This is a genomic window from Gordonia aichiensis (genome assembly GCF_039946255.1).
Lineage (GTDB): Bacteria > Actinomycetota > Actinomycetes > Mycobacteriales > Mycobacteriaceae > Gordonia > Gordonia aichiensis_A.
Map to the genome: position 1 here is coordinate 162,627 of NZ_JBCDWL010000005.1, position 25,104 is coordinate 187,730.

The following is a 25,104-nucleotide window of genomic DNA, read 5'->3' on the forward strand; positions in this document are numbered from 1 at the left end:
CAGCTCAGCCGAGCACCGAGTCGACCAACTCCTGTGCCTGAGCCTGCACCTGGGCCAGGTGCTCGGGCCCGTGGAACGATTCGGCGTAGATCTTGTAGACGTCCTCGGTGCCCGACGGACGCGCGGCGAACCAGGCGTTGTCGGTGGTGACCTTCAGTCCGCCGATGGCGGCGCCGTTGCCGGGCGCCTCGGTGAGGATCGCCGTGATCGGCTCGCCGGCGAGCTGCGAGGCGCTGACCTGATCGGCCGACAGCGCGGCCAGTCGCGCCTTCTGCCGCCGGTCGGCGGGGGCGTCGATCCGCGCGTACGCGCTGCGCCCATACTGGTCGGCGAGCTCGGCGTACCGCTCCGACGGGCTCTTCCCGGTGACGGCCAGGATCTCCGACGCCAGCAGGTTCATGATGATCCCGTCCTTGTCGGTCGACCACGGCCGATGGTCGAAGGTGAGGAACGAGGCGCCGGCGCTCTCCTCGCCGCCGAAGGCGACGCTGCCGTCGAGCAGTCCGTCGACGAAGTACTTGAACCCGACCGGGACCTCGACGAGGCGCCGGCCCATCCCCGCGACGACGCGGTCGATCAGCGACGACGACACGAGCGTCTTGCCGACCGCGGCCTCGGGCCCCCAGTCCTCGCGATGGGTGAACAGGTAGTCGATGGCGACGGCGAGGTAGTGGTTCGGGTTCATCAGTCCGGCGTCGGAGGTGACGATGCCGTGGCGGTCGGCGTCGGCGTCGTTGCCGGTGGCGATGTCGTACTGCTCGCGCGCGGCGATCAACGACGCCATCGCGTCTGGCGAGGAGCAGTCCATCCGGATCTTGCCGTCGGTGTCGAGGGTCATGAACCCGAACGCCGGATCGGTGTTCGGGTTGACCACCGTCATCGAGCCGAGTCCGTAGAAGTCCTTGATCTCGCCCCAGTAGGCGACAGACGCGCCGCCGAGCGGGTCGGCGCCGATGTGGACGTCGGCGGCACGGATGGCGTCGAGGTTCACCACCTCGCCGAGCGCGGTGACGTACTCGCCCAGGAACGGATAGTCGATCACCAGCTCCGAGGAGCGGGCGCGGTCGAACGGGATGCGCTGGACGTCGCGCAGTCGGTTCTCGAGGAGTTCGTTGGCGCGGGCGGCGATGGTCGCGGTGATGTCGGTGTCGGCGGGTCCGCCGCTGGGCGGGTTGTACTTGAAACCACCGTCGGCGGGCGGATTGTGCGACGGGGTGACGACGATCCCGTCGGCGCGCACCCCCGCGTTCTCGGCGTTGAACCGCAGAATGGCCCGGGAGATCGCCGGGGTGGGCGTGAACTGGTCCTCCTCGGCGGTGAAGACGGTGACGCCGTTGCCGACCAGCACCTCCAGCGCCGACCGCCACGCCGGGATCGACAGCGCATGGGTGTCGAAGCCGATGAACACCGGACCTTCGATGCCTGCGCGTTCGCGGTACTCGACGATCGCCTGGGTCATCGCGAGCACGTGCGCCTCGTTGAAGGCACCGGCCAGGCTCGACCCCCGATGCCCCGACGTTCCGAAGGCGACCCGCTGATCGGGGTCGGCGGGGTCGGGCGCGATGTCGTAGTAGGCGCGTTCGACGGCCGCCACGTCGATCAGATCGTCTGCGGTCGCGGGTGTGCCGGCTCTCGGATGTGCCATGTCTTCAGATTCTGCCAGGCCGGAGTCCGGACCACTGACACACCGAGACGACCGCGGCGTCGTTGAGGGAGTCATCAAGGCCGGGCGCCTTCTGCGCATGTGCATCACCAACGTCGGTCGACTATCCGTCACTTGATCGAATATCCGCAGTTCGACCAAAAAGATGAACTTCGTTCCCATGTCACACTTCGCGTCCGACCACAGGCGAATCAGCTGCTAGCTTTCCTTCTCATGAATTCAATTGCACGATCTCGGATCGCTACCGGCAATACCTGCGCTGTAGTCGCACTCACAGCAGCAGCCACACTGGGTGGATCAGGATTGACTGCAGGCGAAGCCGCCGCAGCGCAAGTCGTCAAGGGCGAAGTATCCTGCATCAACAGTTCAGTCACCGGCGTGTGGATCAATGCAGAAAAGAGTAAGTCAGGGTGGGCCACCTGGAAGATGCCGATCGTGTTGGGAGGAATCTCCAAAGCCGATTACAGCTATAGCCTGAACAAGGGCGGCCGTTTCCAGGTGCATGTCGGCTGCGGCGGAAGCTCCAAGAAATGGAAGGTCAACGCAAAATCCGGCTGGGTGTCGGGAACCAATAACAGGTTCCGTTGCAACGACATATCGCCCGCGCTTCAAGCAGCAGGCGTTGCCGTCTTCAAGAAGAACCTGGCGCAGGGAATTCCCTACAAGACCTGCAAGAAGCTCTGAGTCAGTCACAATCCGGACCGGACCTCGTCGTACACCACAGGCTCCGCACAGCGACCGACACCCTGCAGGCATTGATCGTTTACGCTGGCTTCGACGCCGACAGTTCGGCGGCGATGGGAGAGCGAATGCTGTTGCAGTTGGCCAATACCCTGCTGAGCCCGGTCCGTGCGGCCGTTCCCGCCCCGGAGCTGGCGGTGCTGGTTCTGCCCGGCGGCACCGACTTCAGCTACCGACGATTCTCGGCCGTGCAGGGTTCGGCGCTGCGCATGTACCCGTTCACCGCCTCGATCCAGACCCGGTTCGGCACCCGCGTGCGCGTGCGGCAGGCCCGCTATCGGGTGTACGGGTGGAACGGCGACCAGGCCAGCCCCATGCCGCACGCGCGCGCCGCGCTCGCACGGCTCGCCGACGACCATCCGGGCGTCCCCATCGCCGTCATCGGCCATTCGATGGGCGGCCGGATCGCGGCGCAACTCGGCGACGACCCCCGCGTCACCGACATCCTCGCCCTGGCCCCGTGGTGGCAGTTCGCCGACTGGCGGCAGATCCGCGACGGAGTCCGCGTCCGCGCGGTCCACGGCGAGGCCGACACCGTCACCCGCGCACCGCGAACCGCCAAGGGCATCACCGAGTTGACCGAGCGCGGGTTCGACGCGCGGTACCTCTCGGTGCCCGACGGCCGCCACGCAATGCTCGACCACATCGGGCTGTGGCAGGGCTGCGCCCTCGACTTCGTCGCCGAAGCGCTCGACGCCCGATCCTCGTGATGGCGACGACGGCCCCGGCGTCCGCCGCTCCCCCGCTCCTGGCCGCCGCCGGGCTCGCCCGCGCCTTCGGTCGTCACCGCGCCGTCGAGCACGCCGACCTGTCGCTGCGGGCCGGTACGATCACCGGGCTGGTCGGCCCCAACGGGGCGGGCAAGACCACGCTGCTGCTGATGCTCGCCGGTCTGCTGCAACCCGACCGCGGCACCATCGTCTGCGACGGCGTCGCCGCCGACCATCGGCGACTGCGCGGCGAGGTCGGCTGGATGCCCGACACCTTCGGCACGTGGGAGTCGCTCACCCCGCGCGAGATCCTGGTCGCCTTCGCCCGGCTGTACGGCATCGCGCGATCCGACGCCGACGCCCGCGCCCGCGACCTGCTGGCGCAGGTTCATCTGGCGGAGTTCACCGACCACCCGGCGTCGGGCCTCTCGCGGGGGCAGAAGCAGCGGCTCGGCCTGGCGCGGGCGCTGGTCAATCGGCCGCGGATCCTGCTGCTCGACGAACCCGCGTCGGGGATGGATCCGCGGTCGCGGATCGAGTTGCGGGTCCTGCTCCGTTCGCTGGCCGACGCCGGCGCCGCGATCGTGGTGTCGTCGCACATCCTGGCCGAGCTCGACGAGATGGCCGACGCCGTGGTGATGATGACGGCGGGCAGCACGCGGATCCCGCCGCCGGCGCGCGGCTCCTCGTGGCGCATCCGGCTGGCCGGGCAGGCTCCCGACCGGGCCGCCACCGTCGAACTCGCCGACGACGCCGCGGCCGCGACGTATCTGGCCGGGTTGGTCGCGGCCGGGCATCCGATCGCCGAGTTCAGCCGGCTCAGCACCGGGTTGGAGCAGATGTACCTCGATCTCGATCCGGAACGGACCTGAGATGCACGGACTGGAGAGGCACGGGGAGCCGGTCCATGCGCCCGCACCGGGGCGCCCGGTGCCGACCTTCGCGGCCGCGGTGACCACGATCGCCGGCCTGGAGATCCGCCAGCGAATCCGCTCCACCCGCTGGAAGCGGACGCTCGCCGCCCTGTTCGTGCTGGTCAGCGCGCTCGTCCTCGGTTCGCTGTGGCTCGCCGTCATCGCGGGCGCCACCTACGCCGAATGGTCGCGCTACCTGTACGAACTGTCCCTCGGACTGGTCCTGTTCCTTGGCCTCGCAGCCGCCCCGACGATGTCGGCGACGTCGATCAACGGCGACCGCCGCGACGCCACCCTCGCGCCGGTCCAGGCCACCCCGATCTCCTCGATGGAGTTGACCGTCGGCAAATGGCTGGGCTCGTGGGCCGCGGCACTGACGCTGATCGCCGTCGCCGCCCCCTACCTGGTGTGGGGCACCTTCACCGGTGCGGTCTCGGTGCTCGCGGCGCTCGGCGGCGTCGTCGTGACCGCGCTGCTGCTGGTATGTTACTGCGCTCTCGGTCTCGGCTTCTCGGCCCTCACCGCGCGTCCGGCGGCGTCGGCGATGCTGACCCAGGCGACGGTCCTGCTGCTGCTCATCGGCCTGCCGATCGGCTTCGGCATGACTCTCCCGCTTCTGACCTCCCAGCACGCGCTGCCGCAGGCCCGATACACCTGGACCGACAGCGGGCGCACCTGCGCCGACGTCGTCGCGCCCACGTCGTCGCTGCACACCGAACGCACGTGGTGGCTGCTGGCGCCGAACCCGCTGTTGATCGTCACCGACAACGTCGCGGCGGGCGTCGACCGCGAGCCCGACGAGACCGGCCCGGGCCCGTCGGTCCTGCTGTCGCTGGCGCAGTCGGGCGCGCGCTCGGGGCCGTTCCCGGGCGGCTCCGCCTGCGCGGACACCTGGCGGTCCCGTCAACTGGCCGAGCAGGCGCATGCGGCCCGCTACATCGGGCACACCTGGTATCTGGGGTTGCTCGTCAACCTGGCGATCGGCGGGCTCGGCCTCGCGATCGCGAGCCGCCGCCTCCGTGTGCCCGCTCGGCGCCTGCCCAAGGGAGTGCGGGTGGCGTAGCGTCGGATTGGAGACGGCGAAAGGTGCGAAACATGGCGATCTCCATCGGCCGCGTGTACGACGACCCCGACGACCACCGCATCCTCGTCGACCGGCTGTGGCCGCGCGGCATCCGCAAGGACGATCCGCGGGTGGGTCGCTGGCTCAAAGAGGTCGCCCCGTCCACCGACCTGCGCAAGTGGTATCACGCCCATCCCGACGAGTACGACGCCTTCACCGAGCGGTACCGTGCCGAACTCGCCGAACCCGGCCCGCAGGCCGACGCCTTCGCCGAACTGATGGACCTGGCGCGGGCCGGCGACGTCGAGCTCGCCACCGCGATGAAGGATCCGGCTCGCAGCGAGGTGCCCACGCTGGTCGCGATCCTCGCCGACCACGGCATCACGTGACCGTGCGCCGACGTCACGGACTCAGTTGGCGCGGCGGATTCAGTTGGTGCGGCGGGCTCAGTTGGTGAGCATGCCGCCGTCGACGGGCAGCGTGACTCCCGACAGGTAGCTGCTGGCGTCGGAGGCGAGGAAGATCAGCGCGGCATCGAGTTCGCCCGGGTTGCCCAGCCGCCCGAACAGGGTCCGCGGCACCACGTATCGATCCAGCACGCCCTCGGCGAACTGACCCGTCATCTCCGATTCGAAGTAGCCGGGCGCGAGCGCATTGACGCGGATCCCCTTGCGCGGCGTCCACTGCTGGGCGAGGTCGCGGGTGAGCCCGACGACCGCCGACTTGCTGGCCGAGTAGGCCGCCTGCGGCATCAGCACCGAGGTGTAGGCGAGGACGCTGGCGAGGTTGACGATGGCGCTGCCCGGCTGCATCACGCGCGCACACGCCTGCGCCATCCAGTACGAGCCGTTGACGTTGACGTCCATGACGCGGCGGAACTGATCCGGGCTCTCCCGCAGCGCCGGGGTCGACTCGGCCACGCCGGCGTTGTTCACCAAGACGTCCAGCCGCCCGAACTCGGCCATCGTGGCCGCCACCGCGTCGGTGCACTGCTCCGGGTCGACGACGTCGGTGGTGACGACCAGTGCGCGCCGCCCCATCGACTCGATCGCCTCGCGCGTCTCCTGCAGCCGATCGGTCCGGCGTGCCGCCAGGACCACGTCGGCGCCGACGTCCGCGAGTGCTCTGGCGAAGCCGACGCCGAGCCCGCTCGAGGCGCCGGTGACGAGTGCGACCTTCCCGTCCAGTCGGAACGAGTCGAGGATGGTGCACATGGTGCTCCTTCTGATGCGACCGGGCGATCCGGTCGGTGCTGGGGGCGGTCGGGGGTCAGGACTGCGTGTGCCGCGCCAGGACGATGAGGTCGTGCAGGGTGCCGTCGCCGTCGCGGATGTGTTGACGCAGCCGAGCCTCACCGGTGAAGCCGAGGTCGATGAACATCTCCACCACCGGGTCCTGGTCGTCGGACAGTTCGATGATGAGCTTGCGCAGCCCGTCGGCGAAGCCCGCGCGTACCGCCTCCTGCGCGAGCGCGCGCCCGACACCCGTCCGGCGTGCTCCGGGATCGACCACCAGCCGCAGCTCACCGACGTGATCGGACCATCCCGAGAGCCGATTGAGGATGGCCCAGCCGACGACGCGGTCGTCGTCGACGGCGACCCAGCGGAAGTCGGCGTCCGAGCCCAGCCGGTCGATCGGCACCCAGTCGCGCGGATCGTCGCGGGTGGAGGTGATGTCCCGTTCCGAGAGCCGCGAGAACATCTCGGAGAGCCGTCCGGCGTCGGCGGCGGTGACGTTACGGATTTCCATGTGTCCTCCTCGGTGTGCCGGGGTCGGTGCCGGCTCGATCGACGACGCTCGGCGGCGTCACACCCAGCATGACGGCACACGCTTGATGCACTTTCACCGCATCGGGTTCCTCGCCGGTGATCAGGTTCGCATACACGAACGTCTCGGTGATGCGGACCAGGATCAACGCCAGGTCGCCGACCGGCAACGACGGCGTCAGCCGCCCGGCGTCGACCTCGGTCTGGATGAGGCCGCAGATCTTCTCGACGATCCGCGGCTGGACGCCGCCGGCCCGAGTGGTCATCACGCGCAGGGCGCGCTCCGGTTCCCGCTGGAGGAAGGCGTGGAAGTACGTCGCCTGGTTCGCGGCTGCGGCGAACCCGCCCATCATGGCGGCGATCCTCTCCGGTCCGGTCCCGGCCGCTCGCCGGTTCGCGGCGTCGATCGTGGGTTCGGTCACCGACCAGATGACCTCTCCGAGGAGTCCGTCGCGCCCACCCCATCGGCGGTAGAGTGTGGTGCGGTTCACTCCCACAGCGTCCGCCAGCTCACCCACTTCGATGCGCCCGCTTGCGATGAAGACCTCACGCGCGGCATGGAGAACGGACTCCGGATCGATCACGATCGGCCCCTTCCCACGTCAACCCACGGCATCATTTCAAACAAATGATGCAGAGGTCGGCGTAATGGGGGAAACTGGCGTGTGCAAAGGTGAACTTGCCCACGTTTGAGAAATCTCGGCGGCACCACGCGTGCGACGACGTAGAGGAGACCTGATCCATGATTCAGACGACTATGCAGCACGGAGACCTGTTGATCTCCGGATTGGTCGAGTACAGCCGCCGAGTGTTCCCCGAGGCGAAGGTCGTGACCTGGACCGGTGAGGGCGCCCGCGAGCTGTCCTTCGCCGAGGTCGGCGATCAGGGCGCGCAGCTGGCGAACGCCCTGACCAAGCTCGGCGTCGAGGCCGGCGACCGGGTCGCCACGTTCATGTGGAACAACAACGAGCACCAGGCCCTCTACGCGGGTGTGCCGTCCATGGGCGCCGTGCTGCACACGCTGAACCTGCGGCTCTCGCCCGAGCAGGCCGTCTTCATCATCAACCACGCGGACGACAAGGTCATCTTCGTCGACGCCTCGGTGGCGCCGATGCTCTCGGCCTACCTGGCGGGCACGCCGAACGTGCAGCACGTGGTCGTCACCAACGGTCCGGCCGAGGCCGTCACCGCACCCGACCACATCACCGTTCACACCTACGACGACCTGATCGCCGGCGAGCCGACCACCTACGACTGGCCCGCGCTCGACGAGAACACCGCCGCCGTCATGTGCTACACCTCCGGCACCACCGGCGACCCCAAGGGCGTCGTCTACTCGCACCGCAGCATCTACCTGCACTCGCTGCTGGGCACCTCGACCACCGGCCTGGGCCTGTCGAACCGCGACTCGGTGCTGGCGATCGTCCCCATGTTCCACGTGATGTCGTGGGGTCTGCCCTACGCCGCCATGATGGCCGGCGCCACCATGGTGATGCCCGACCGCTTCCTGCAGCCCGAACCGCTGCTGGCGATGATGGCGGAGCTGCGGCCGACCCTGGCCGCCGCCGTCCCCACCATCTGGCAGGGCGTGTCGGCGCTGCTCGACGCCAAGCCCCAGGACATCACGCACCTGCGCGAGGTCGTCGTCGGCGGCGCCGCGGTGCCGCCGTCGATGATCAAGAAGTTCGACGGCTACGGCGTGCCGATCGTCCACGCCTGGGGCATGACCGAGACCTCCCCGCTGGGCACCATCGCCCGCCCGCCGGCCGGTGTCGACGACGAGGAGAAGGCCTTCGCCTACCGCGTCACCCAGGGCCGTTTCCCGGCTCCGGTGGCCGCCCGCATCATCGGCGACAACGGCGAGGAGATGCCGTGGGACGGCGTCGCCCACGGTGAGCTCGAGGTGGCCGGCCCGTGGATCACCGGCGCGTACTTCCAGCCCGAGGCCAATGTCACCGATCCGTCGAAGTTCGACGACGGCTGGCTGCGCACCGGCGATGTCGCGACCATCACCCCCGACGGGTACATGACGATCGTCGACCGCGCCAAGGACATGATCAAGACCGGCGGCGAGTGGATCTCGTCGGTCGAGCTGGAGAACGTGATCGCCTCCAACCCGGCGATCGTCGAAGCCACCGTGATCGGTGTTCCCGACGCCAAGTGGGACGAGCGGCCGTTCGTCCTCGCCGTGGTCCGCAGCGAGGACGACGCCGACGTCGAAGCGCATCGCAAGTTCCTGGAGGAGCGCATCCCGCGCTGGCAGGTGCCCGAGCGGTGGTCGTTCGTCACCGAGGTGCCGAAGACCTCGGTCGGCAAGTTCGACAAGAAGCGGGTGCGTCAGCACTATGCGGACGGCGACTACACCGTCATCGGCGACCCGCAGGGCTGAGTCATCGAGCGGGCAGGGCCCGGTCGTCCACCGTGACGGCCGGGCCCTGTCCGTTCGGCCCCGACCGGCTGCGCCGTCACTGCCGCCGGGCGCTGCAGTTGCGGGCCGAACCGGGCGCCTGCGGCACGAATTCCGATCAAGTCGACGAACGCCCCGAAAGCCGCCGGACCCGGGTGCGACGGCGGCGGCAGGCCGCTCCCCCCTTGAGGAGCGAACGCCGCCGACCTGCGGTTATGGCTCCGTCCGGCACTCCATCGGGCGACCCGCAGCATCACGTCCCCGGCACGCGCTGACGCCGGATGACGGGCCTTGCGCCGTATCCGGCGCGCACTCCGAGCCGCATCCGCCGCCCGGTCGCCGCTCCGGCTGCTCACGCTCGGCGGACCGCGTACGGTAGACCGGTAAGCACCTGATCAGCTTGAGAGAGGCGAGATTTCTGTGGATGCAGCATTGTGGACGGCGATCACCGACAACCCGCACCTGTTCGAAGTTCTGGCGGCGGTCTTCTCCGGAGTCAAGTAGTCCCGCAAGCTGAAACGCCCCGCCCGATCATCTCGGGCGGGGCGTTTCAGTCTTCTGCAGCACTGTCTGCGGTCTGAAGCCGGTAGTCGTCGGTGGCCAACGCGGCGACCGCCGACCGCCGCCACTCGCCGCGCTCTGCCGCAGCGTCGCCCAACGTCCTGGTTCCGAGGGCGGCCACACCGTGCACGGCCACCGCGTACGCCCAGTCGCGCGGCGTGTTCAGATCCTGCACCGGATACCGTTCGGCGACGGTCGTCAGATAGATGTCCCCGGCCCGCGTCCGCCCGAACCGGGTCCGCAGCACTCCCGCCGCGGCGAGCGTTCCGACGATCAGGACCGCGGGCACGATCGCGTCGGTGCCGCCGCCGTCGACGAGGATCGCGATCGCCGCGATCGTCAGGACCACCACCGTCACCGCCAATGGGGCCAGCGCGAGTCGTCGGTCACGGCGGCTCGCCAGCAGACCGCGCCCGATCAGATAGTCGGTCATGCCGTCCAGGTGCGGACCGGTCGCGGTGCGAACGGCCTCGACCGTCGGACTGTTGAGGACTCGGGCGCGCTGTGCGACGTGCGCGGTGTACGCGTCGCCGTGAACCGCGTCCGCCGACCGGTGCCCGTGTTCGTCCACGGACTCATCGAGCCACAGCAGTGCAACGGCCGCCGCGCACCGGTGACCGTAGAGACAGCCGACCTCGGTGGGCGTGAGTTCGCGGCCCTCCCGTATCCGGTCCTTACGCCAGAGCAGATACTGCCGCCACAAGAACGTCGCCGCCACGATGAGGAGTACCCCGAGGTAGAGACGATTGAGAAATTCTGGGTTCCCGACCAAGCCCATCGCCCTACCCTGCCACAGTGGACGCGGCAATGACAGGGTTCGCCGACAAGCAGCCTGCGCCGCGAGATTCACCGTCGCCGGACCGCCGTGCACTGCAGGCGGTTGCGTGCCCTACCGCGTGCCATTCAAAACCCGGATCTTGCACCCGCGAGCGAGCCCGAACACGAGAAGACCCCCGGTCGGTCACGACCGCGGGTCTTCTCACTCGGTGGAGCCGCCGGGAATTGAACCCGGGTCCTCCGTCACTTCAGTGGGGCTTCTCCGTGTGCAGTCCGCTCTGTCTCTACTCGAATCTCCCGGTCTCACGAACAAGCCGGGATGACGATCCCAGTCGCTGTTTGATGTCCCGCCTTCGTCCGCGACCGACGACGACGGTGAGTTCCCTTGCTGATGCCGGCTCCGAACCTGGGAACGAAGGCCCGGGCCGACAGACTAGCCTCGGTGCTTAGGCAGCGAGGGCGTAGTCGCGCTGATTGGTATCGGCGCTTAATTGGTTGCTGCGACGCTTACGGTGGTCTCTAGCCTGCACCGACACGCTTCCCCCACCTCGATGCACGTAGTCGAAACCGATCGGCCCCGAGGTGGTGCCCGCCAAAATCTGCCGGACACCTAATACTAACCAACGCAGCCGACAGTTTCATCCCGATATCGGTCGCGGGTTCACCGCACCGCTACCCGATGCGGAGCAGAGCCGTGTCGCGGGCGGGGACGGCGATCGTCAGAACACCGTCGGCGGCGCGGATCCGATGTCCGGTCCACACGTCCCGGGCAGGCACCAGATCATCGCCGGCGAGCCCGAGATCGGCCACTCGCACCGCCAGGTCACGCGTCGCGGGAGTCGAATTCGTGAGCGAGACCAGCAGTCCCTGCTCGCCGATCGCGCGCGAGTACGTACCGGGATCGTCGAGCACCTGGGCACCGGGTGCCTCGCGTCGATCGCGGGCGATCTCGACGACCTCACGATGGTTGAGCACGTCCAGCGTCGCCGGCGGCAGCGCCCCGATGTCCGAGGCGACGATCAACGGCTGCGCCAGCATCACCCGGCGGGTCAGGTCGGTGCGGACCTTCGCGTCCGAGGCGGCGGCGACGTCGACGGCGGCCGACCGTTCGGCGGCGTCGGGGAAGTCCAACGTCAGCCCTCGCTCGGCGAGGTAGCCGGACAGGGCCGCATCGTCGGTGTAGGCGCGTCGCCCCGCTCCCGCGCAGTCGACGAAGACGGTGTGGAAGCCGGTCTCACGCAGACCGGTCCGGACCAGCGCGTCGGCCTGTTCGCGGATGGCAGCGCCGTCTGCCCGACAAGACGCCGCGGGCACCATCGCGCCGACCGCGGGCGGCGGCCCGTGCGGTGCGGGCGGCCGGGCACAACCGGCGACCGTCGCGAACACGGCGACGACGACCGCGACCCACGCGAGGCTCGAGCGCCCCCGCAGCCCGATCACATCCCCTTGACGCGCCGACCGAGAGTGCGCTCCACCTCGCGCTTGGCCGTGCGTTCGGCGATGTCACGCCGCTTGTCGTGTGCCTGCTTGCCCTTGGCCAGCGCCAACTCCACCTTGGCGTAGCCGTCGGAGAAGTACATCGACAGCGGCACCAGGGTCAGGTTGCCGTCGCGCAACTTGCCGATCAGGCCGTCGATCTGCCTGCGGTGCATCAGCAGCTTGCGCTTGCGGCGCGGCGGATGATTCGTCCAGGTGCCGCTGCCGTACTCGGCGATGTGCACGGCGTTGAGCCAGACCTCGCCGTCGTCGATGGTCGCGAAGGCGTCGACCAGCGAGGCCTTGCCGTCGCGCAAGGCCTTCACCTCGGTCCCCTGCAAGACCATGCCGGCCTCGAAGGTCTCGAGGATCGTGTAGTTGTGCCGGGCCTTGCGGTTCGTGGCAATCACCGACTTACCCTTCTCCCTGGGCACGGCGGACCTCCAAATCAGACGTTGTAGTGACTTCGAACGGCGAGCGGTGCTCGGTTCATTCCCGGGCGTCCACGCGGTTCATTCCCGGACGTACACGCGCAGCGTGCCGTAGGCGGTGACGCCGGCCAGGACTATCCCCGCGCCGAGCAGCCACGGCGAGACGAACCACACGTCCGACGACGTGATGCGCGCCAGGATGTTCACACCGTAGAGGTCTTCGAGCGCCTTGTCGAAGAAGAATATCTTCGCCAGGAACAGTCCGCCGATCGCCAGCAGCGCGCCGACCACTGCGGCGATCACCGCTTCGAGCAGGAAGGGCAGTTGGGTGTACCAGCGGGTGGCGCCGACCAGCCGCATGATCGAGACCTCGGTGCGTCTCGTGTAGGCGGCGATCTGGACGGTGTTGACGATCAGCAGTATCGCCGCCACCGCGAGGACCGCGGCTATCGCGAACGCCGCGTTGCGCGCGCCGTCGAGCACACTGAAGATCCGTTTCACCAGCTCACGCTGGTCGAGCACCCCGTCGACGCCCTCGGCCCTGGAGTACTTGTCCAGCACGGTCCCGAATCGTTCGGGATCGGCCATCCGAACTCGGAGCGCCCCCTGGTAGGCCTCCTTGCGGATGAAGTCGGCCAGTTCCGGGGAGTCCTTCTCCCACGACGCCTTCGCGGTCTGGAAGGCCTGTTCCTGGCTGATGAAGGTCACCGACGCCACACCCGGCTCGGACTCCAACTCGGTGCGCAGCGTGGTGCACGGCGCCTCCAGGCAGTTCGGGTCCTTGGCCGTGACCGCGTCGTTGATGAAGAACTGCATCTCGACCCGGTCGAGGAAGATCTTCTGACTCTTGTCGGCCATCTGGATGACCAGCAGTCCGCCGCCGAGCATCCCCAGGGTGATCGCAGTGGTCAGCACCATGGCGACGGTCATGGTGATGTTGCGGCGCAGGCCGTTGAGGACCTCGCCGGTGATGAAGTTCAAACGCATGTGTTGACCTGTTCTCGGCTCGTCGATTGTCCGGGCGTCTCAGCCGATGCCGTACACACCGTGTTCGTCGTTGCGGACGAGCCTGCCGTTGTCGAATTCGAGGACGCGTCGGCGCATGGCGTCGACGATATGCCTGTCGTGCGTGGCCATGACGACGGTGGTGCCGCCACGGTTGACCCGATCGAGGACTTCCACGATCTCCTCGCTGGTCTCCGGGTCGAGGTTGCCGGTCGGCTCGTCGGCCAGCAGCAGCGCCGGCCGGTTGACGATGGCGCGGGCGATGGCCACCCGCTGCATCTCGCCGCCCGACAACTCGTGCGGCATCCGGTCGGCCTTGCCTTCCAGGCCGACGTACTCGAGCGTCTCGGGCACCGCCTCGCGGATCGTCGAGGCCGGTTTGCCGATGACCTCCAACGCGAACGCCACGTTGTCGGCGACGTTCTTCTGCTGCAGCAGTCGGAAGTCCTGGAAGACGCAGCCGATCGACTGCCGCAGCTTCGGCACCTCACGGTTGCGCAGCTTGTTCACGTGCATGTCGCCGACGTAGACCTCGCCCGACGTCGGCCTGTCCTCCTTGAGCAGCAGCCGGAAGAACGTCGACTTGCCCGATCCCGACGGACCGATGAGGAAGGCGAACTCCCCCTTCTCGACCTCGACGGACAGATCGTCCAGGGCGGGCCGAGAGGACGCCGCGTACTGCATCGTCACATTGGTCAGCTTGATCACGGTAGCCAAGTGTACTGACGGACACCGAATGCTACGGCGTCGTACTGGTCTCGGGTGCGGTGGTCGCGGCGGTGGTGTCGGCCGGCTCCTGCGGAACCGCGCCCTGTGGCCGCCCCGGCGTGGTCCGCGACGGCGTCGCCGTTCCGTCCGCACCGCGCGAGGACGACTCCGGCACCTGATCGGCCGTGCTCTCGGGTTCGACGCTCGTCGATGTCGAGGTGGGCGGCGGCGTGGTGTGCGTCGGCTCCGGCACCGTGGTCGTCCGCGGCTCGTCCCGCGTCACCTGCGGGGTCGGCGACGGCGTCGGCGAGTAGTGCTCCGAGCTGAAGCCGTAGAAGGCCAGCAGCGACAACCAGACGACGACGAGGACGACCGTCGTCGTGCGCACCCGGGTGCGGTAGACGTGTCTCATCCGGTGAGCCAGCCGGGTGAACGCCGACTCGGTAGCGGGTGGCTGCTGGATCGGCGTCGGACCGGTCGGGGTCCGGTCCACCGGCGTCTGGTCGGCAGGCGTCTGGTCCGAGCCGCTCATCGCTCCCCCCGCTCCGCGTCGTCTGCGGGCTGCTCGGCGCGGGCCGACGTCGGGTTGGCGATGTTCTGAACGAAGATCCCGTGCCGGGCCAGGCCGTAGATGATGTCGCCGCGCAGCGCACGACCGATCGCGAACTGCTGTCCGGGCAGGGTCCGCGCGACCATCCGCACCGTGGCCGAATCCAGCTCCAGGTTCGTGATGCCCAACGGGGTCGGCGCATCGAGCAGCAGACGGTTCCACTGCTCGCTCTCGTAGAACTCCTGCCCCACCTCGCGCAGTGCGGCGTTGACCTCGTTGATGTCGGTGTCGATCGGCACCGGAACGTCGACGACCGCGCGCGCCCAGTCCTTCGACAGGTTCGTCGCCTTGATCATCTGCCCGTTGGGAACGATGATCAGCTCGCCGTCGGTGTTGCGGAGCCGGGTCACCCGCAGAGTCACGTCCTCGACGGTCCCTTCCGCCGACAGACCGCCGGTGACCGCGAGATTGACCACGTCACCGTAGCCGTACTGGTGTTCGGCGATGATGAAGAAGCCGGCCAGCAGATCCTGCACGACGCGCTGCGCACCGAAGCCCAGTGCCGCACCGACCACCGCGCTCAATCCGACGAGGCTGCTGCGCGGGATCCAGGTGCCGAGGATGTGCAGGGTCACCGCCACGACGGTGAGCGCGACCAGCGTCCAGGTGACCACCTCCACCAGCGCGCGCCGGTGCTTCATGTCCTCGGACTGGACGATGTCGTCGCTGGATTCGAACTGCCGCAGGATCCGTTTGCCGTAGCGATCGGCCGACCAGCGGAAGAATCGCACGATCAGCATTCCGCCGATGATCCACAGCAGGATGCCGACGAAGTCGACGGCGAGCCAACGCTCCCAGGCGTGCAGCCAGGAGGGCAGACCGATCTCGTCGACCAGGTACGTGACCGACGCCGTCGGGGCACGCTGCACCGACAGCGAGGGCATCGGCAGCGGAGAAGTCAAGGACGGTGCGGAGACGATGCGATCACTCGTCCTCGTCCATCCGCCAGCGGATGCCCGCCTCGATGAACTGGTCGAGGTCGCCGTCGAGCACCGCGGACGGGTTGTTGCTCTCGACGTTGGTGCGCAGGTCCTTCACCATCTGGTACGGGTGCAGCACGTACGAGCGCATCTGATTTCCCCAGCTGGCGCCGGTGTCGCTCTTGAGCGCGTCCATCTGGGCGCGCTCTTCCTGTCGCTTGCGTTCGAGCAGCTTGGCCTGCAGCACGCGCATCGCCGAGACCTTGTTCTGCAGCTGGCTCTTCTCGTTCTGACAGGTGACGACGATGCCGGTCGGGATGTGCGTCAGCCGGACCGCGGAGTCGGTCGTGTTCACCGACTGTCCGCCCGGACCCGAGGAGCGGTAGACGTCGACCTTGACGTCGTTCTCGTCGATGTCGATGTGGTCGGTGGTCTCCACCACCGGCAGGATCTCGACTTCGGCGAACGAGGTCTGGCGACGGCCCTGGTTGTCGAAGGGGCTGATCCGCACCAGTCGGTGCGTGCCCTGCTCGACCGAGAGGGTGCCGTACATGTAGGGCGCCTTGACCGCGAAGGTCGCCGACTTCAGGCCGGCCTCCTCCGCGTACGAGGTGTCGTACACCTCGACCGAATGGCCGTGGTGCTCGGCCCAGCGGATGTACATGCGCATGAGCATCTGGGCCCAGTCGGCGGCGTCGACGCCACCGGCGCCCGCCCGGATGTTGACGAGCGCATCGCGCGAATCGTATTCGCCCGCGAGCATCGTCTTGACTTCCATCGCCTCGATGTCCCGGCGCAGCTCGTCGCGCTCGGTGTCCGCATCGGCGGTGGCCGACGCCGCGGCCTCGCCCTCCTCGGCCTCGGCGAGCTCGTACAGGATCGGCAGATCGTCCAGCCGGGAGCGCAACTCGGTGACGCGCCGGAACTCCGCCTGCGCGTGGGACAGTTCCGAAGTCACCTGCTGAGCGTGGTCCTGGTCGTTCCACAGGTCGGGATCGGAGGCCTGCATCTCGAGTTCGTCGATACGACGACGGAGCTCTTCGAGGTCCATCACCTTCTCAACGGTGGTGAGGGTGGCGTCGAGCGAATCGAGATCGGCGGAGACATCAGGGTGCACGAGAGACCAGGTTACCCTCTGACCCACCGCCCCGACCCCTCCCGGCCGTCGGAGCGATCCGGGCTCGATGCCGCATTCACCCGCCGAGCGAACCGAACCGCCAGGTGGAGTCGACCTTGCCGGGTCGATAGATCACCGGGAAGTCGGAACCGACGCCGGGTGTCACCTCGTCGGGCCCCAACACGCGCGTGCCGTACACCTCGGTCGGGGCGATCTCGGGCCCGATGATGGTGCCGGTCACCGTGCAGTAGCGATGCCCGTTCTTGTCCGGCGGATTCGCCCGCCCGAGCCCGGTCACGGTGAACGTTCCCTGCTGGAAACCGGACGCCGCGTCGGCGCCGCCGAAGAGCCCGCGGCCGCGACGCTGCATCAGCAGCGCAGCGATCGTCGTCGCGACCAGCAGAATGAACACCACGGTGATCCACACAGGCATGATTCGTACCCTACCGCCGGTTCGGCGGGGTCGGCGCCGCCCCCGCGGCGTGCGATGCCCGCTGCTAGCCTCGGGTTCCGTGGCCATGACCTCCGCCGCCGATCGCGGCCCAGACCTGCAGCTCGCCCGCGCTCTCGCCGACGCGGCCGACGAACTGACCGTCGCCCGGTTCGGCGCCCTCGACCTGCGGGTGGACGCCAAGCCCGACCTGACGCCCGTCTCCGACGCCGATCTGGCATGCGAGCGCCTGCTGCGTGAACGAATCGCCCGCGATCGTCCCGCCGACGCCGTGCTCGGCGAGGAGTTCGGCGGCGACGCGGTGCGCTCGGGCAGGCAGTGGGTGATCGACCCGATCGACGGCACCAAGAACTTCGTGCGCGGCGTGCCCGTGTGGGCCACCCTGATCGCCCTCCTGGAGGACGGGGTCCCGGTGGTCGGCGTCGTCAGCGCCCCCGCACTGGGTCGCCGGTGGTGGGCGGCGGAGTCGATGGGCGCCTTCGCCTCGCACGACGGCGGCCGAGCCCGCCGACTGTCGGTGTCGGCGGTCGACGACCTGGGCTCGGCGTCGCTGGCGTTCTCCAGTCTGTCCGGGTGGGCCGACCGCGGCATCCGCGACCGGTTCATCGCGCTGACCGACGAGGTGTGGCGGGTGCGCGGCTACGGCGACTTCTTCAACTACGCCCTGGTCGCCGAGGGGGCGGTCGACATCGCCGCCGAACCCGAGGTCTCACTGTGGGACCTGGCGGCGCTGGACATCCTGGTCCGCGAGGCCGGCGGAACGTTCACCGCCCTCGACGGAACCGCGGGCCCCGACGGCGGCAGCGCGGTCGCGACCAACGGACGGCTGCACGAGCGAGTCCTCGACGCACTCGCGACGAAGGCGGCAGATCCGATCTGATCGGGCGGGCATCGGAGTAGCGTCCGGTCCATGACCAACGAAGTGAAGATGATCGTCCTGTCCACCGACGATCTCGACGAGTCGATCGAGTTCTACAGCGGCACGCTGGGCATGGCCCTGAAGTTCCGCGACGGCACGCATTTCGCAGCACTCGACGGCGGCGGCATCACCGTCGCGCTGGCCACGGCGGTCGACCATCCCATCCACGGCCAGGTGGTCGTGGGCATCAAGACCGACGACGTCGACGCGGCGGCCAAGGCGGTGGAGGCCAGCGGCGGCGGCATCGTCACGCAGGCCTACAACGACGCCCACGAACGACGGGCGGTGGTCTACGACAATAAGGGCAACGGCCTGGTCTTCTACAGCACCCTGCCGAAGTAGTCCCCGCCTCGGCAGACCCTGCCGAGGCGGCCTTTCAAACGGGCCGCCCGGGCCCGTCACAGATCCGTCGGCACGCCCTCGTCAAGCACGCGGAAGTCGGTGCCGGCGGGCTTCATCTCGTCGATCCGGGTGTTGTGGATCTCTCGCCCCGCGGCCGACGACACGCCCTGGTGGATCGGGAAGGCCAACCGCGGCGCCACGGCGCGCAGGTAGTCGACGGGCTCGCTGATCTTGAGCCACGGCGCGGCGGCCGGCAGCGCCAGCACGTCGATGCGCTCGAACGGGATGTACAGGCTGTCGCCGGGGTGCATGAAGGCGCCCACTCGCGTCGCGGTGTCGACGACGTACGAGATGTTGTCGACCACCGGCAGCTCCGGGTGGATCACCGCGTGCCTGCCGCCGGTGCCGCGCACGGTCACCGTCCCGATCGCGATCCGCTCCCCCGGCCCCATCACCGACCACCGGCCCGCATCGCCGCGGTCGGCCAGTTGCGCGGCCGTCTCGGGGTCGGCGTAGCGAGCCGCCGCCGGATTCGCCTCGATCAGTGCGGGCAGACGCGCCGTGTCCGCATGATCGGGGTGCTGATGGGTGATGAGCACCGCGTCCAGTCCGGTGAGGGATTCGAATCCGGAGGCGAGGGTTCCGGGGTCGAACAGCAGCCGGGTGCCGTCGATGTCGAGCAGTACGCAGGAGTGACCGAAGTGTGTGACGCGCATGACGCCCAACTTAGTTCAGGCAGCCGCGTGACAACGTTCTTACCGCGGAGTAAGGTTCTACCTACTACGGAGTAAGAAGATGTCGTCCGCGCAGCGGAGACACACTCTGCCCGTCCATCCCGTACACGTCGAGAACCTGGTGAGGAAATGACCACGAACACCGAGCCCCGCGACACCTCGTCCGTCGGAGCGCAGCAGCACAAGCGCAGCGCGATCGGTACCGCCATGCGGGTACTGACCACCATCACCGGCTCCGAGCTCGCCGAGAAGTACAAGCTGCGCGAGCCGATCAACCGCGTCGCCTACGAGGCCACCAAGACCGGATTCAAGACCCTCGGTGCGGCCAACCGCGCGTTCACCCAGGTCGCGAGCGGCGGTGAGCCGCAGCGGCCGGCCACCCCGTCGAAGGGCTTCTTCAACCTGAACCCGGACGACGAGCAGGCGATGATCGCCGACACCGTCCGCGAATTCTCCACCGAGATCCTCCGTCCGGCCGCCTACGACGCCGACAACGCCGCCGCCGCACCGACCGACATCGTCGAACGCTCGGCCGAGCTCGGCATCACGATGATCAACGTGCCCGAGGCCTTCGACGGCGCCGCCACCGATCGCGGCGTCGTCACCAACGCCCTGGTCGCCGAGGCGATGGCCTACGGCGACATGGGCCTGGCGCTGCCGCTGCTGGCTCCCAGCGGTGTGGCCACCACCCTCACCAACTTCGGCAGCGACGGCCAGCAGCGCACCTACCTGCCCGACTTCGCCGGCGAGAACGTCCCGACCTCGGCCGTCGTGATCGCCGAGCCGCGGCCGCTGTTCGACGCCTTCGACCTGCAGACCAAGGCCCACCGCGCACCGAGCGGCTACCGCATCTCCGGAGTCAAGTCGTTCGTTCCCGCCGCGGGCAGCGCCGAACTGTTCATCGTCGGAGCCCAGCTCGACGGTCGTCCCGCCCTGTTCATCGTCGAGTCCGACACCGCGGGTCTGTCGGTGGAGGCCGACCCCGGCATGGGTCTGCGCGCCGCAGGCATGGGCCGCCTGATCCTGACCGACGTCGCCGTCCCGGAGTCGGCGCTGCTGGGCGAGGCCCCCGGCGACGAGGCCTTCGCCGCTTACCGCGACGTGGTCCGCCTGTCGCGCCTGGGCTGGTCGGCGCTCGCAGCGGGCACCGGCAAGGCGATGCTCGACTACGTGATCCCCTACGTCAACGAGCGCGAGGCCTTCGGCGAGCCGATCTCGAACCGCCAGGCGGTGGCCTTCATGGTCGCCAACATGGCCACCGAGCTCGACGGTCTGCGCCTGGTGACGCTGCGCGGCGCCTCGCGCGCCGAACAGGGTCTCTCGTTCGCCCGCGAGGCCGCCCTGGCCCGCAAGCTCACCATCGACAAGGGCCTGCAGATCGGCCTGGACGGCGTGCAGCTGCTCGGCGGCCACGGCTTCACCAAGGAGCACCCGGTGGAGCGCTGGTACCGCGATCTGCGCGGTGCGGGCATCGGCGAAGGCATCGTCGTCCTCTGACGGGCGCGACGAGTTTCAGGAGAGTCTCATGGCAATCAATCTCGAACTGCCCCGCAAACTGCACACCACGATCGATCAGGCGCGCGACGCCGCCCTGGAGATATTCCGGCCGATCTCCCGCAAGTACGACCTCGCCGAGCACACCTACCCGGTCGAGCTCGACACCCTGGCCAGCCTCTACAACGGTCTGGCCGCGGCGGGCCAGGCCGGCGCAGGCGCCTCCGGTGGTCGCGGCGACGCCAACAAGGAGCGGCCCGAGGGCTACAACGCCAACGGCGGCAACATGCAGTCGGTGCTCAACTCGATGTGGGCCTCGTACGGCGACGTCGGCCTGATGCTGTCGATCCCGTACCAGGGCCTGGGCAACGCCGCGATCGCCGCGGTCGCCACCGACGAGCAGATCGCGAGCTTCGGCGGCGAGGTGTGGGCGTCGATGGCGATCACCGAGCCCAGCTTCGGCTCCGACTCGGCCGCAGTCACCACCACCGCGATCCGCGACGGCGACGAGTACGTCCTCAACGGCGAGAAGATCTTCGTCACCGCCGGCTCGCGAGCCACCCACATCGTCGTGTGGGCGTCGGTCGACCGCAGCCTCGGCCGCGCGGCGATCAAGAGCTTCGTGGTGCCGCGCGAGCACCCGGGCGTCACCATCGCCCGACTCGAGCACAAGCTCGGCATCCGCGCCTCCGACACCGCGGTCATCCGCTTCGAGGACTGCCGGATCCCCGCCGCCAACCTGCTCGGTTCGCCGGAGGTCGACGTCAAGAAGGGCTTCGGCGGCGTCATGCAGACCTTCGACAACACGCGGCCGATGGTGGCCGCGATGGCCGTCGGCGTCACCCGCGCGGCGCTCGAGGAACTGCGCAAGCTGCTCGAAGAGGCCGGTCTGGAGATCGACTACGACCGCCCGGCCGCCGACCAGCCCGCCGCGGTCGCCGAGTTCATCCGGATGGAGTCGGACTTCGAGGCGTCGTACCTGCTGACCCTGCGTGCAGCGTGGATGGCCGACAACAAGATGCCCAACTCGCTCGAGGCCTCGATGTCGAAGGCCAAGGCGGGCCGCACCGGCACCGACGTGACCAACAAGTCCGTGGAGCTGGCCTCGACCTACGGCTACTCCGAGCGGACCCTGCTCGAGAAGTGGGCGCGCGACTCGAAGATCCTCGACATCTTCGAAGGTACCCAGCAGATTCAGCAGCTGATCATCGCGCGCCGCGTGCTCGGGAAGTCCAGCTCTGAACTGAAGTAGCGCGGCTCGATCGCTCGCCGTTCTCGGTCAGGGGCGGGGCGTTCGTTCTCGGCGGCCCTCGGCGCCCGCCCCCCTGGGGGCTCGGGTCCGCGGAGGCTCCGAACGAACACCCCGCCCCGACCTGTTCCGGCTCGGCTTCGGTCCGGTTCCTACAATCTGCCCATGAGTTCTTCCACGCATCCGGCGGTGGCGGCGGCGCGGGTGAGCGGCGTGGTCTGGTTGGGGCTGTTCGCGCTCGGCATCGGATTCGGCGTGCTGTGCCGGACCACCGGACTGGACTGGTGGGTGGCGCCGACGATGTCGACGGTCATCTTCGCCGGTTCGGTCGAGTTCATTCTCGCCGGAATGTTCGCGGTGGCCACCCCGCTGGCCGCCGTCGCCGTGACCACCCTGCTCGTCAACTCCCGGCACGTGTTCTACGGATTGTCGTTCCCGCTGCAGCGCGTCGAGGGTCGGCTCGGCAAGTTCTACAGCGTCTACGCCCTGTGCGACGAGGCCTACGCGCTGTGCACCTCCCCAGACGCGGCCGACTGGTCGTCGTCGCAGATCCGCTGGACCCAGTTCGGTCTGCAGTTCTCGTGGGCGGGCGGAGCACTCGTCGGCTCCGTCGCCGGTCCAGCCGTCCTCGGCGGGCTCTCCGGACTCGGATTCGTGCTCACGGCCCTGTTCATCGCGCTCTCGATCGACGCCGTCGACGCCAATCGGGACGTCGGGACGGTGGTCCTGGCGATCGGCTCCGGAGTCGTCGCCCACCTGGTGGCGCCGGGAGCCATGCTGATCGTCGCGATGATCCTGTTCACCGTCACCGTCCTGATCAGGTATCTGGTCTCCGGACGCGGACGCCTCGGTCCCGAGACGCAGGTGCCGACCGATGCCTGAGACCCCGTACCTGCTCGCGGCGATCGCCACGGCCGCCGCGATCACCTTCGCCCTGCGGGCGCTCCCGTTCGGGCTGCCGGCGCGCATCGCGCGGGCGCCGATGACGGTGTACCTGCGCGAGGCGCTGCCGGTCGGCGCCGTACTGATCCTGGCCGTCTACTGCGTCGTCGGCATCGACCTGTCCGACCCTCAGTCGTCCTTCGCTCAGCTCACCGGTGCCGCAGCCACCGTCGGCATTCATCTGTGGCGACGAAACCTGCTGCTGTCGCTGCTCGTCGGCACCGCCGTCGCAGTCATCCTCAGCTCGGTGAGCCTCTGATCGGGTTCATCGCCTCCGAGGTCGTGTCGCCGACCCCGGAGGCGATACCGGGCAATCGGCCCTTCTGAGGCCGATTGCGCACAACGGGCTCCTGACGCATCGGCGCACTTTACGCTGACCCCATGACTGCTGCCCCCGCGACCGCGTCGGCTCGAATCGTCCGGGCGGCCGGCGCCGCGGCGGCGATCGCCTTGGGCGCCGCGCTGATCGTCCGCCCGTTCGCGAGCGTCGGGTGGACCGCGCTCGCCCTCGCCGCCGCCCTGATCGCCGCCGGTGTGACCGACCTCGCCGATCGGGCGAACCGGGAGAGCCTGCCGCGCCTCACGGCGGCGACGGCGGCGATCGTCGTCGGCGTCGTCCTGCTGCTCTGGCGCGGCCTGTCGGTCTTGGGGATCGCCGTGGCCGCCGCCGTCGGCCTGACCGCCTGGGGACTGGGCCGATGGGCACGCGCGCTGGCCCGCGGCCCGGCGTGGTGGGCCGACGCCCTCATCGGCACCGCCGCGATCGCGACCGCGGCCCTGGCCGTGTCGTGGCCGGGCGTGAGCATCTTCCTCGTCGTGCAGGCCATCGGGCTGGGGCTGGTCTGGCGCGGCCTCGGAGCGCTGATCGGTGCGATCCGAGGCCGCCCCGGCCCCGCAGCCGGCGAGCACCGGACGCACGCGGTGCTGCGGACCGTCGGCGGCGTCGTCGCCCTGGCGGTCACGGTCCCCCTGGTGGTCGCGACGATCGTCGTCCGCGGCGACGCACCCGAACCCGGAGCGTTCTACCGGGCCGAGCTCGCCGCCGACACCCGCCCGGGCACCCTGCTCAAGTCCGAGCCGACCACCGCGGGTGTGCCGGTCGGCGCACGCGGCTGGCGGATCCTGTACTCGACGATGCGCGAGGACCGGCCCGCCCTGGCCAGCGGCCTGGTCCTGGCCCCGACCGCGGCGACCGGACCGCGCCCGGTGATCGCCTGGGCGCACGGGACCACCGGGATCGCCGAGAACTGCGCACCGTCGATGACGGCTCAGCCCTTCGCCAACGTCCCCGGCCTGAGCCAGGCCCTCGACAACGGCTGGATCGTCGTCGCCGCCGACTACCTCGGGATGGGAACGCCCGGGCCCTCGCCGTACGTGATCGGTGAGGGCGAGGGCCGGTCGGTCCTCGACTCGGTGCGCGCAGCACGACAGCTCACCGGGCCGACGCTGTCGGACCGGACCGTCGTCTGGGGGCACTCGCAGGGCGGTCACGCCGCGTTGTGGACCGAGTTGCTCGCGCCGACGTACGCCCCGGACGCCGGGGTGATCGCGACTGCGGCGCTGGCCCCCGCATCCGACCTGAGCGCACTCGCGACCAGTCTGGAGAGCATGGCCGGCGGCTCGCTCCTCGCGTCGTACGTCATCGACAGCTACGCGCGGAACTACCCCGATGTGCGCTACGACGACTATCTGAAGGTCCAGGCGCAGCTGCCCGTCCGCGGGATGGCCGCCCGCTGCCTGACCTCGCCGACGATGCCCGCCTCGCTGGCGGCAGCACTGTTCCTCGGCACCGACTTCTACTCCGCCGATCCGACCACCGGTGCGCTGGGCGCGCGACTGCGTCAGAACACTCCCGGCGCGCGGCTGCCGTACCCGACGTTCATCGCGCAGGGGCTGTCCGACGAGGTGATCGCCCCCGCCTCGCAGAACGCTTTCACCCAGGCGCAATGCACTGTCGGCAGCGATCTGGAGTACCGGACCTACCCGGGTCTGGGACACATGGGCGTGGTGGCCGACGGCTCCCCCTCGGCCGCCGACCTCGTGACATGGACGCAGGCACGGTTCGCCGGGGCGCCGCCGACCCCGAACTGCGCGGGACGGTAGC

27 protein-coding genes and 1 other RNA gene are annotated in these 25,104 nt (G+C 69.2%); 13 read left to right on the plus strand and 15 right to left on the minus strand.

The features are described 5' to 3' along the window. Positions 1-4: 4 nt before the first annotated feature. Positions 5-1,645, minus strand: a complete 1,641-nt coding sequence (gene pgm / locus AAFO60_RS08350) for a phosphoglucomutase (alpha-D-glucose-1,6-bisphosphate-dependent) (protein WP_347955712.1) — start codon at positions 1,643-1,645, stop codon at positions 5-7. Positions 1,646-1,777: 132 nt separating this feature from the next. Here pgm and AAFO60_RS08355 point away from each other — a divergent pair, with 132 nt between their 5' ends. The 5 genes from AAFO60_RS08355 (at position 1,778) to AAFO60_RS08375 (ending at position 5,480) form a co-directional block, all read left to right on the plus strand. Further along, positions 1,778-2,347: a hypothetical protein gene (locus AAFO60_RS08355; RefSeq protein WP_347955713.1), complete on the plus strand. Its 570-nt coding sequence runs from the start codon at positions 1,778-1,780 to the stop codon at positions 2,345-2,347. Between the two features lie 125 nt (positions 2,348-2,472). Next, a complete protein-coding gene (locus AAFO60_RS08360; RefSeq protein WP_347955792.1) occupies positions 2,473-3,114 on the plus strand; it encodes an alpha/beta hydrolase in 642 nt (213 codons plus the stop codon). Continuing rightward, positions 3,114-3,986 carry an ABC transporter ATP-binding protein gene (locus AAFO60_RS08365; RefSeq protein ID WP_347955714.1) on the plus strand — a complete coding sequence of 291 codons (873 nt, stop codon included), beginning with the start codon at positions 3,114-3,116 and terminating at the stop codon, positions 3,984-3,986. Before AAFO60_RS08360 ends, AAFO60_RS08365 begins: the two co-directional genes overlap by 1 nt. A gap of 1 nt (position 3,987) precedes the next feature. Continuing rightward, the gene (locus AAFO60_RS08370; RefSeq protein WP_347955715.1) at positions 3,988-5,091 is read left to right on the plus strand and encodes an ABC transporter permease; all 1,104 of its coding nucleotides are present in this window, start codon (positions 3,988-3,990) and stop codon (positions 5,089-5,091) included. A gap of 32 nt (positions 5,092-5,123) precedes the next feature. Then, positions 5,124-5,480, plus strand: a complete 357-nt coding sequence (locus AAFO60_RS08375) for a DUF488 domain-containing protein (protein WP_347955716.1) — start codon at positions 5,124-5,126, stop codon at positions 5,478-5,480. A gap of 57 nt (positions 5,481-5,537) precedes the next feature. Here the strand turns inward: AAFO60_RS08375 and AAFO60_RS08380 are convergent, their stop codons facing one another. Genes AAFO60_RS08380 through AAFO60_RS08390 form a run of 3 tightly spaced genes read right to left on the minus strand, consistent with a single transcriptional unit; the run spans position 5,538 to position 7,441 of the window. After that, complete coding sequence (locus AAFO60_RS08380) at positions 5,538-6,305, minus strand: SDR family NAD(P)-dependent oxidoreductase (protein WP_347955717.1); 768 nt, start codon at positions 6,303-6,305, stop codon at positions 5,538-5,540. Positions 6,306-6,360: 55 nt separating this feature from the next. Further along, positions 6,361-6,840, minus strand: a complete 480-nt coding sequence (locus AAFO60_RS08385) for a GNAT family N-acetyltransferase (protein WP_347955718.1) — start codon at positions 6,838-6,840, stop codon at positions 6,361-6,363. Beyond that, entirely contained in the window at positions 6,827-7,441 is a 615-nt protein-coding gene (locus AAFO60_RS08390; protein ID WP_347955719.1) for a QsdR family transcriptional regulator, read from the minus strand. The genes AAFO60_RS08385 and AAFO60_RS08390 overlap by 14 nt, the downstream gene beginning before the upstream one ends. A 158-nt stretch (positions 7,442-7,599) precedes the next feature. Here AAFO60_RS08390 and AAFO60_RS08395 point away from each other — a divergent pair, with 158 nt between their 5' ends. Further along, on the plus strand, positions 7,600-9,246 hold the full coding sequence (locus AAFO60_RS08395) for a long-chain fatty acid--CoA ligase (RefSeq protein ID WP_347955720.1): 1,647 nt from the start codon (positions 7,600-7,602) through the stop codon (positions 9,244-9,246). Positions 9,247-9,814: 568 nt separating this feature from the next. Here the strand turns inward: AAFO60_RS08395 and AAFO60_RS08400 are convergent. From AAFO60_RS08400 to AAFO60_RS08445, 10 genes are all read right to left on the minus strand, one after another. Then, on the minus strand, positions 9,815-10,543 hold the full coding sequence (locus AAFO60_RS08400; protein ID WP_347955721.1) for a hypothetical protein: 729 nt from the start codon (positions 10,541-10,543) through the stop codon (positions 9,815-9,817). 266 nt (positions 10,544-10,809) lie between these two features. Continuing rightward, positions 10,810-11,181: a transfer-messenger RNA gene (gene ssrA, locus AAFO60_RS08405) on the minus strand. 93 nt (positions 11,182-11,274) lie between these two features. Further along, positions 11,275-12,042, minus strand: coding sequence for a hypothetical protein (locus AAFO60_RS08410; protein ID WP_347955722.1), 768 nt, complete (start codon positions 12,040-12,042; stop codon positions 11,275-11,277). Then, the gene (smpB, locus tag AAFO60_RS08415) at positions 12,039-12,512 is read right to left on the minus strand and encodes an SsrA-binding protein SmpB (RefSeq protein WP_347955723.1); all 474 of its coding nucleotides are present in this window, start codon (positions 12,510-12,512) and stop codon (positions 12,039-12,041) included. The genes AAFO60_RS08410 and smpB overlap by 4 nt, the downstream gene beginning before the upstream one ends. 78 nt (positions 12,513-12,590) lie before the next feature. Then, complete coding sequence (gene ftsX, locus AAFO60_RS08420) at positions 12,591-13,496, minus strand: permease-like cell division protein FtsX (RefSeq protein WP_347955724.1); 906 nt, start codon at positions 13,494-13,496, stop codon at positions 12,591-12,593. A 39-nt stretch (positions 13,497-13,535) separates the two neighbouring features. Then, entirely contained in the window at positions 13,536-14,222 is a 687-nt protein-coding gene (gene ftsE, locus AAFO60_RS08425) for a cell division ATP-binding protein FtsE (protein ID WP_347955725.1), read from the minus strand. Positions 14,223-14,253: 31 nt separating this feature from the next. Next, entirely contained in the window at positions 14,254-14,754 is a 501-nt protein-coding gene (locus tag AAFO60_RS08430) for a hypothetical protein (RefSeq protein WP_347955726.1), read from the minus strand. Next, positions 14,751-15,716: a mechanosensitive ion channel family protein gene (locus tag AAFO60_RS08435; RefSeq protein WP_347955793.1), complete on the minus strand. Its 966-nt coding sequence runs from the start codon at positions 15,714-15,716 to the stop codon at positions 14,751-14,753. The genes AAFO60_RS08430 and AAFO60_RS08435 overlap by 4 nt, the downstream gene beginning before the upstream one ends. A 40-nt stretch (positions 15,717-15,756) precedes the next feature. Continuing rightward, positions 15,757-16,869: a peptide chain release factor 2 gene (gene prfB / locus AAFO60_RS08440; protein WP_347955727.1), complete on the minus strand. Its 1,113-nt coding sequence runs from the start codon at positions 16,867-16,869 to the stop codon at positions 15,757-15,759. Between the two features lie 76 nt (positions 16,870-16,945). Continuing rightward, positions 16,946-17,302: a hypothetical protein gene (locus AAFO60_RS08445; protein ID WP_347955728.1), complete on the minus strand. Its 357-nt coding sequence runs from the start codon at positions 17,300-17,302 to the stop codon at positions 16,946-16,948. 85 nt (positions 17,303-17,387) lie between these two features. On the opposite strand from AAFO60_RS08445, the gene hisN reads away from it, so the two are divergent. Together hisN and AAFO60_RS08455 are read left to right on the plus strand one after the other, a co-directional pair. Next, positions 17,388-18,200, plus strand: coding sequence for a histidinol-phosphatase (hisN, locus tag AAFO60_RS08450; protein WP_347955794.1), 813 nt, complete (start codon positions 17,388-17,390; stop codon positions 18,198-18,200). Between the two features lie 30 nt (positions 18,201-18,230). Next, positions 18,231-18,581: a VOC family protein gene (locus AAFO60_RS08455; RefSeq protein WP_347955729.1), complete on the plus strand. Its 351-nt coding sequence runs from the start codon at positions 18,231-18,233 to the stop codon at positions 18,579-18,581. A 56-nt stretch (positions 18,582-18,637) separates the two neighbouring features. Here the strand turns inward: AAFO60_RS08455 and AAFO60_RS08460 are convergent, their stop codons facing one another. Then, positions 18,638-19,297, minus strand: a complete 660-nt coding sequence (locus AAFO60_RS08460) for an MBL fold metallo-hydrolase (RefSeq protein WP_347955730.1) — start codon at positions 19,295-19,297, stop codon at positions 18,638-18,640. Between the two features lie 147 nt (positions 19,298-19,444). Here AAFO60_RS08460 and AAFO60_RS08465 point away from each other — a divergent pair, with 147 nt between their 5' ends. The 5 genes from AAFO60_RS08465 to AAFO60_RS08485 all read left to right on the plus strand — a co-directional run bounded on the left by AAFO60_RS08465 (position 19,445) and on the right by AAFO60_RS08485 (position 25,103). Then, positions 19,445-20,812, plus strand: coding sequence for an acyl-CoA dehydrogenase family protein (locus tag AAFO60_RS08465; protein ID WP_347955732.1), 1,368 nt, complete (start codon positions 19,445-19,447; stop codon positions 20,810-20,812). A gap of 28 nt (positions 20,813-20,840) precedes the next feature. After that, the gene (locus AAFO60_RS08470) at positions 20,841-22,061 is read left to right on the plus strand and encodes an acyl-CoA dehydrogenase family protein (RefSeq protein ID WP_347955733.1); all 1,221 of its coding nucleotides are present in this window, start codon (positions 20,841-20,843) and stop codon (positions 22,059-22,061) included. A 162-nt stretch (positions 22,062-22,223) separates the two neighbouring features. Further along, positions 22,224-22,940, plus strand: coding sequence for an AzlC family ABC transporter permease (locus AAFO60_RS08475; protein WP_347955734.1), 717 nt, complete (start codon positions 22,224-22,226; stop codon positions 22,938-22,940). After that, on the plus strand, positions 22,933-23,259 hold the full coding sequence (locus AAFO60_RS08480; RefSeq protein WP_347955736.1) for a branched-chain amino acid transporter permease: 327 nt from the start codon (positions 22,933-22,935) through the stop codon (positions 23,257-23,259). Before AAFO60_RS08475 ends, AAFO60_RS08480 begins: the two co-directional genes overlap by 8 nt. 122 nt (positions 23,260-23,381) lie before the next feature. Continuing rightward, a complete protein-coding gene (locus tag AAFO60_RS08485; RefSeq protein WP_347955738.1) occupies positions 23,382-25,103 on the plus strand; it encodes a lipase family protein in 1,722 nt (573 codons plus the stop codon). Position 25,104: the final 1 nt, after the last annotated feature.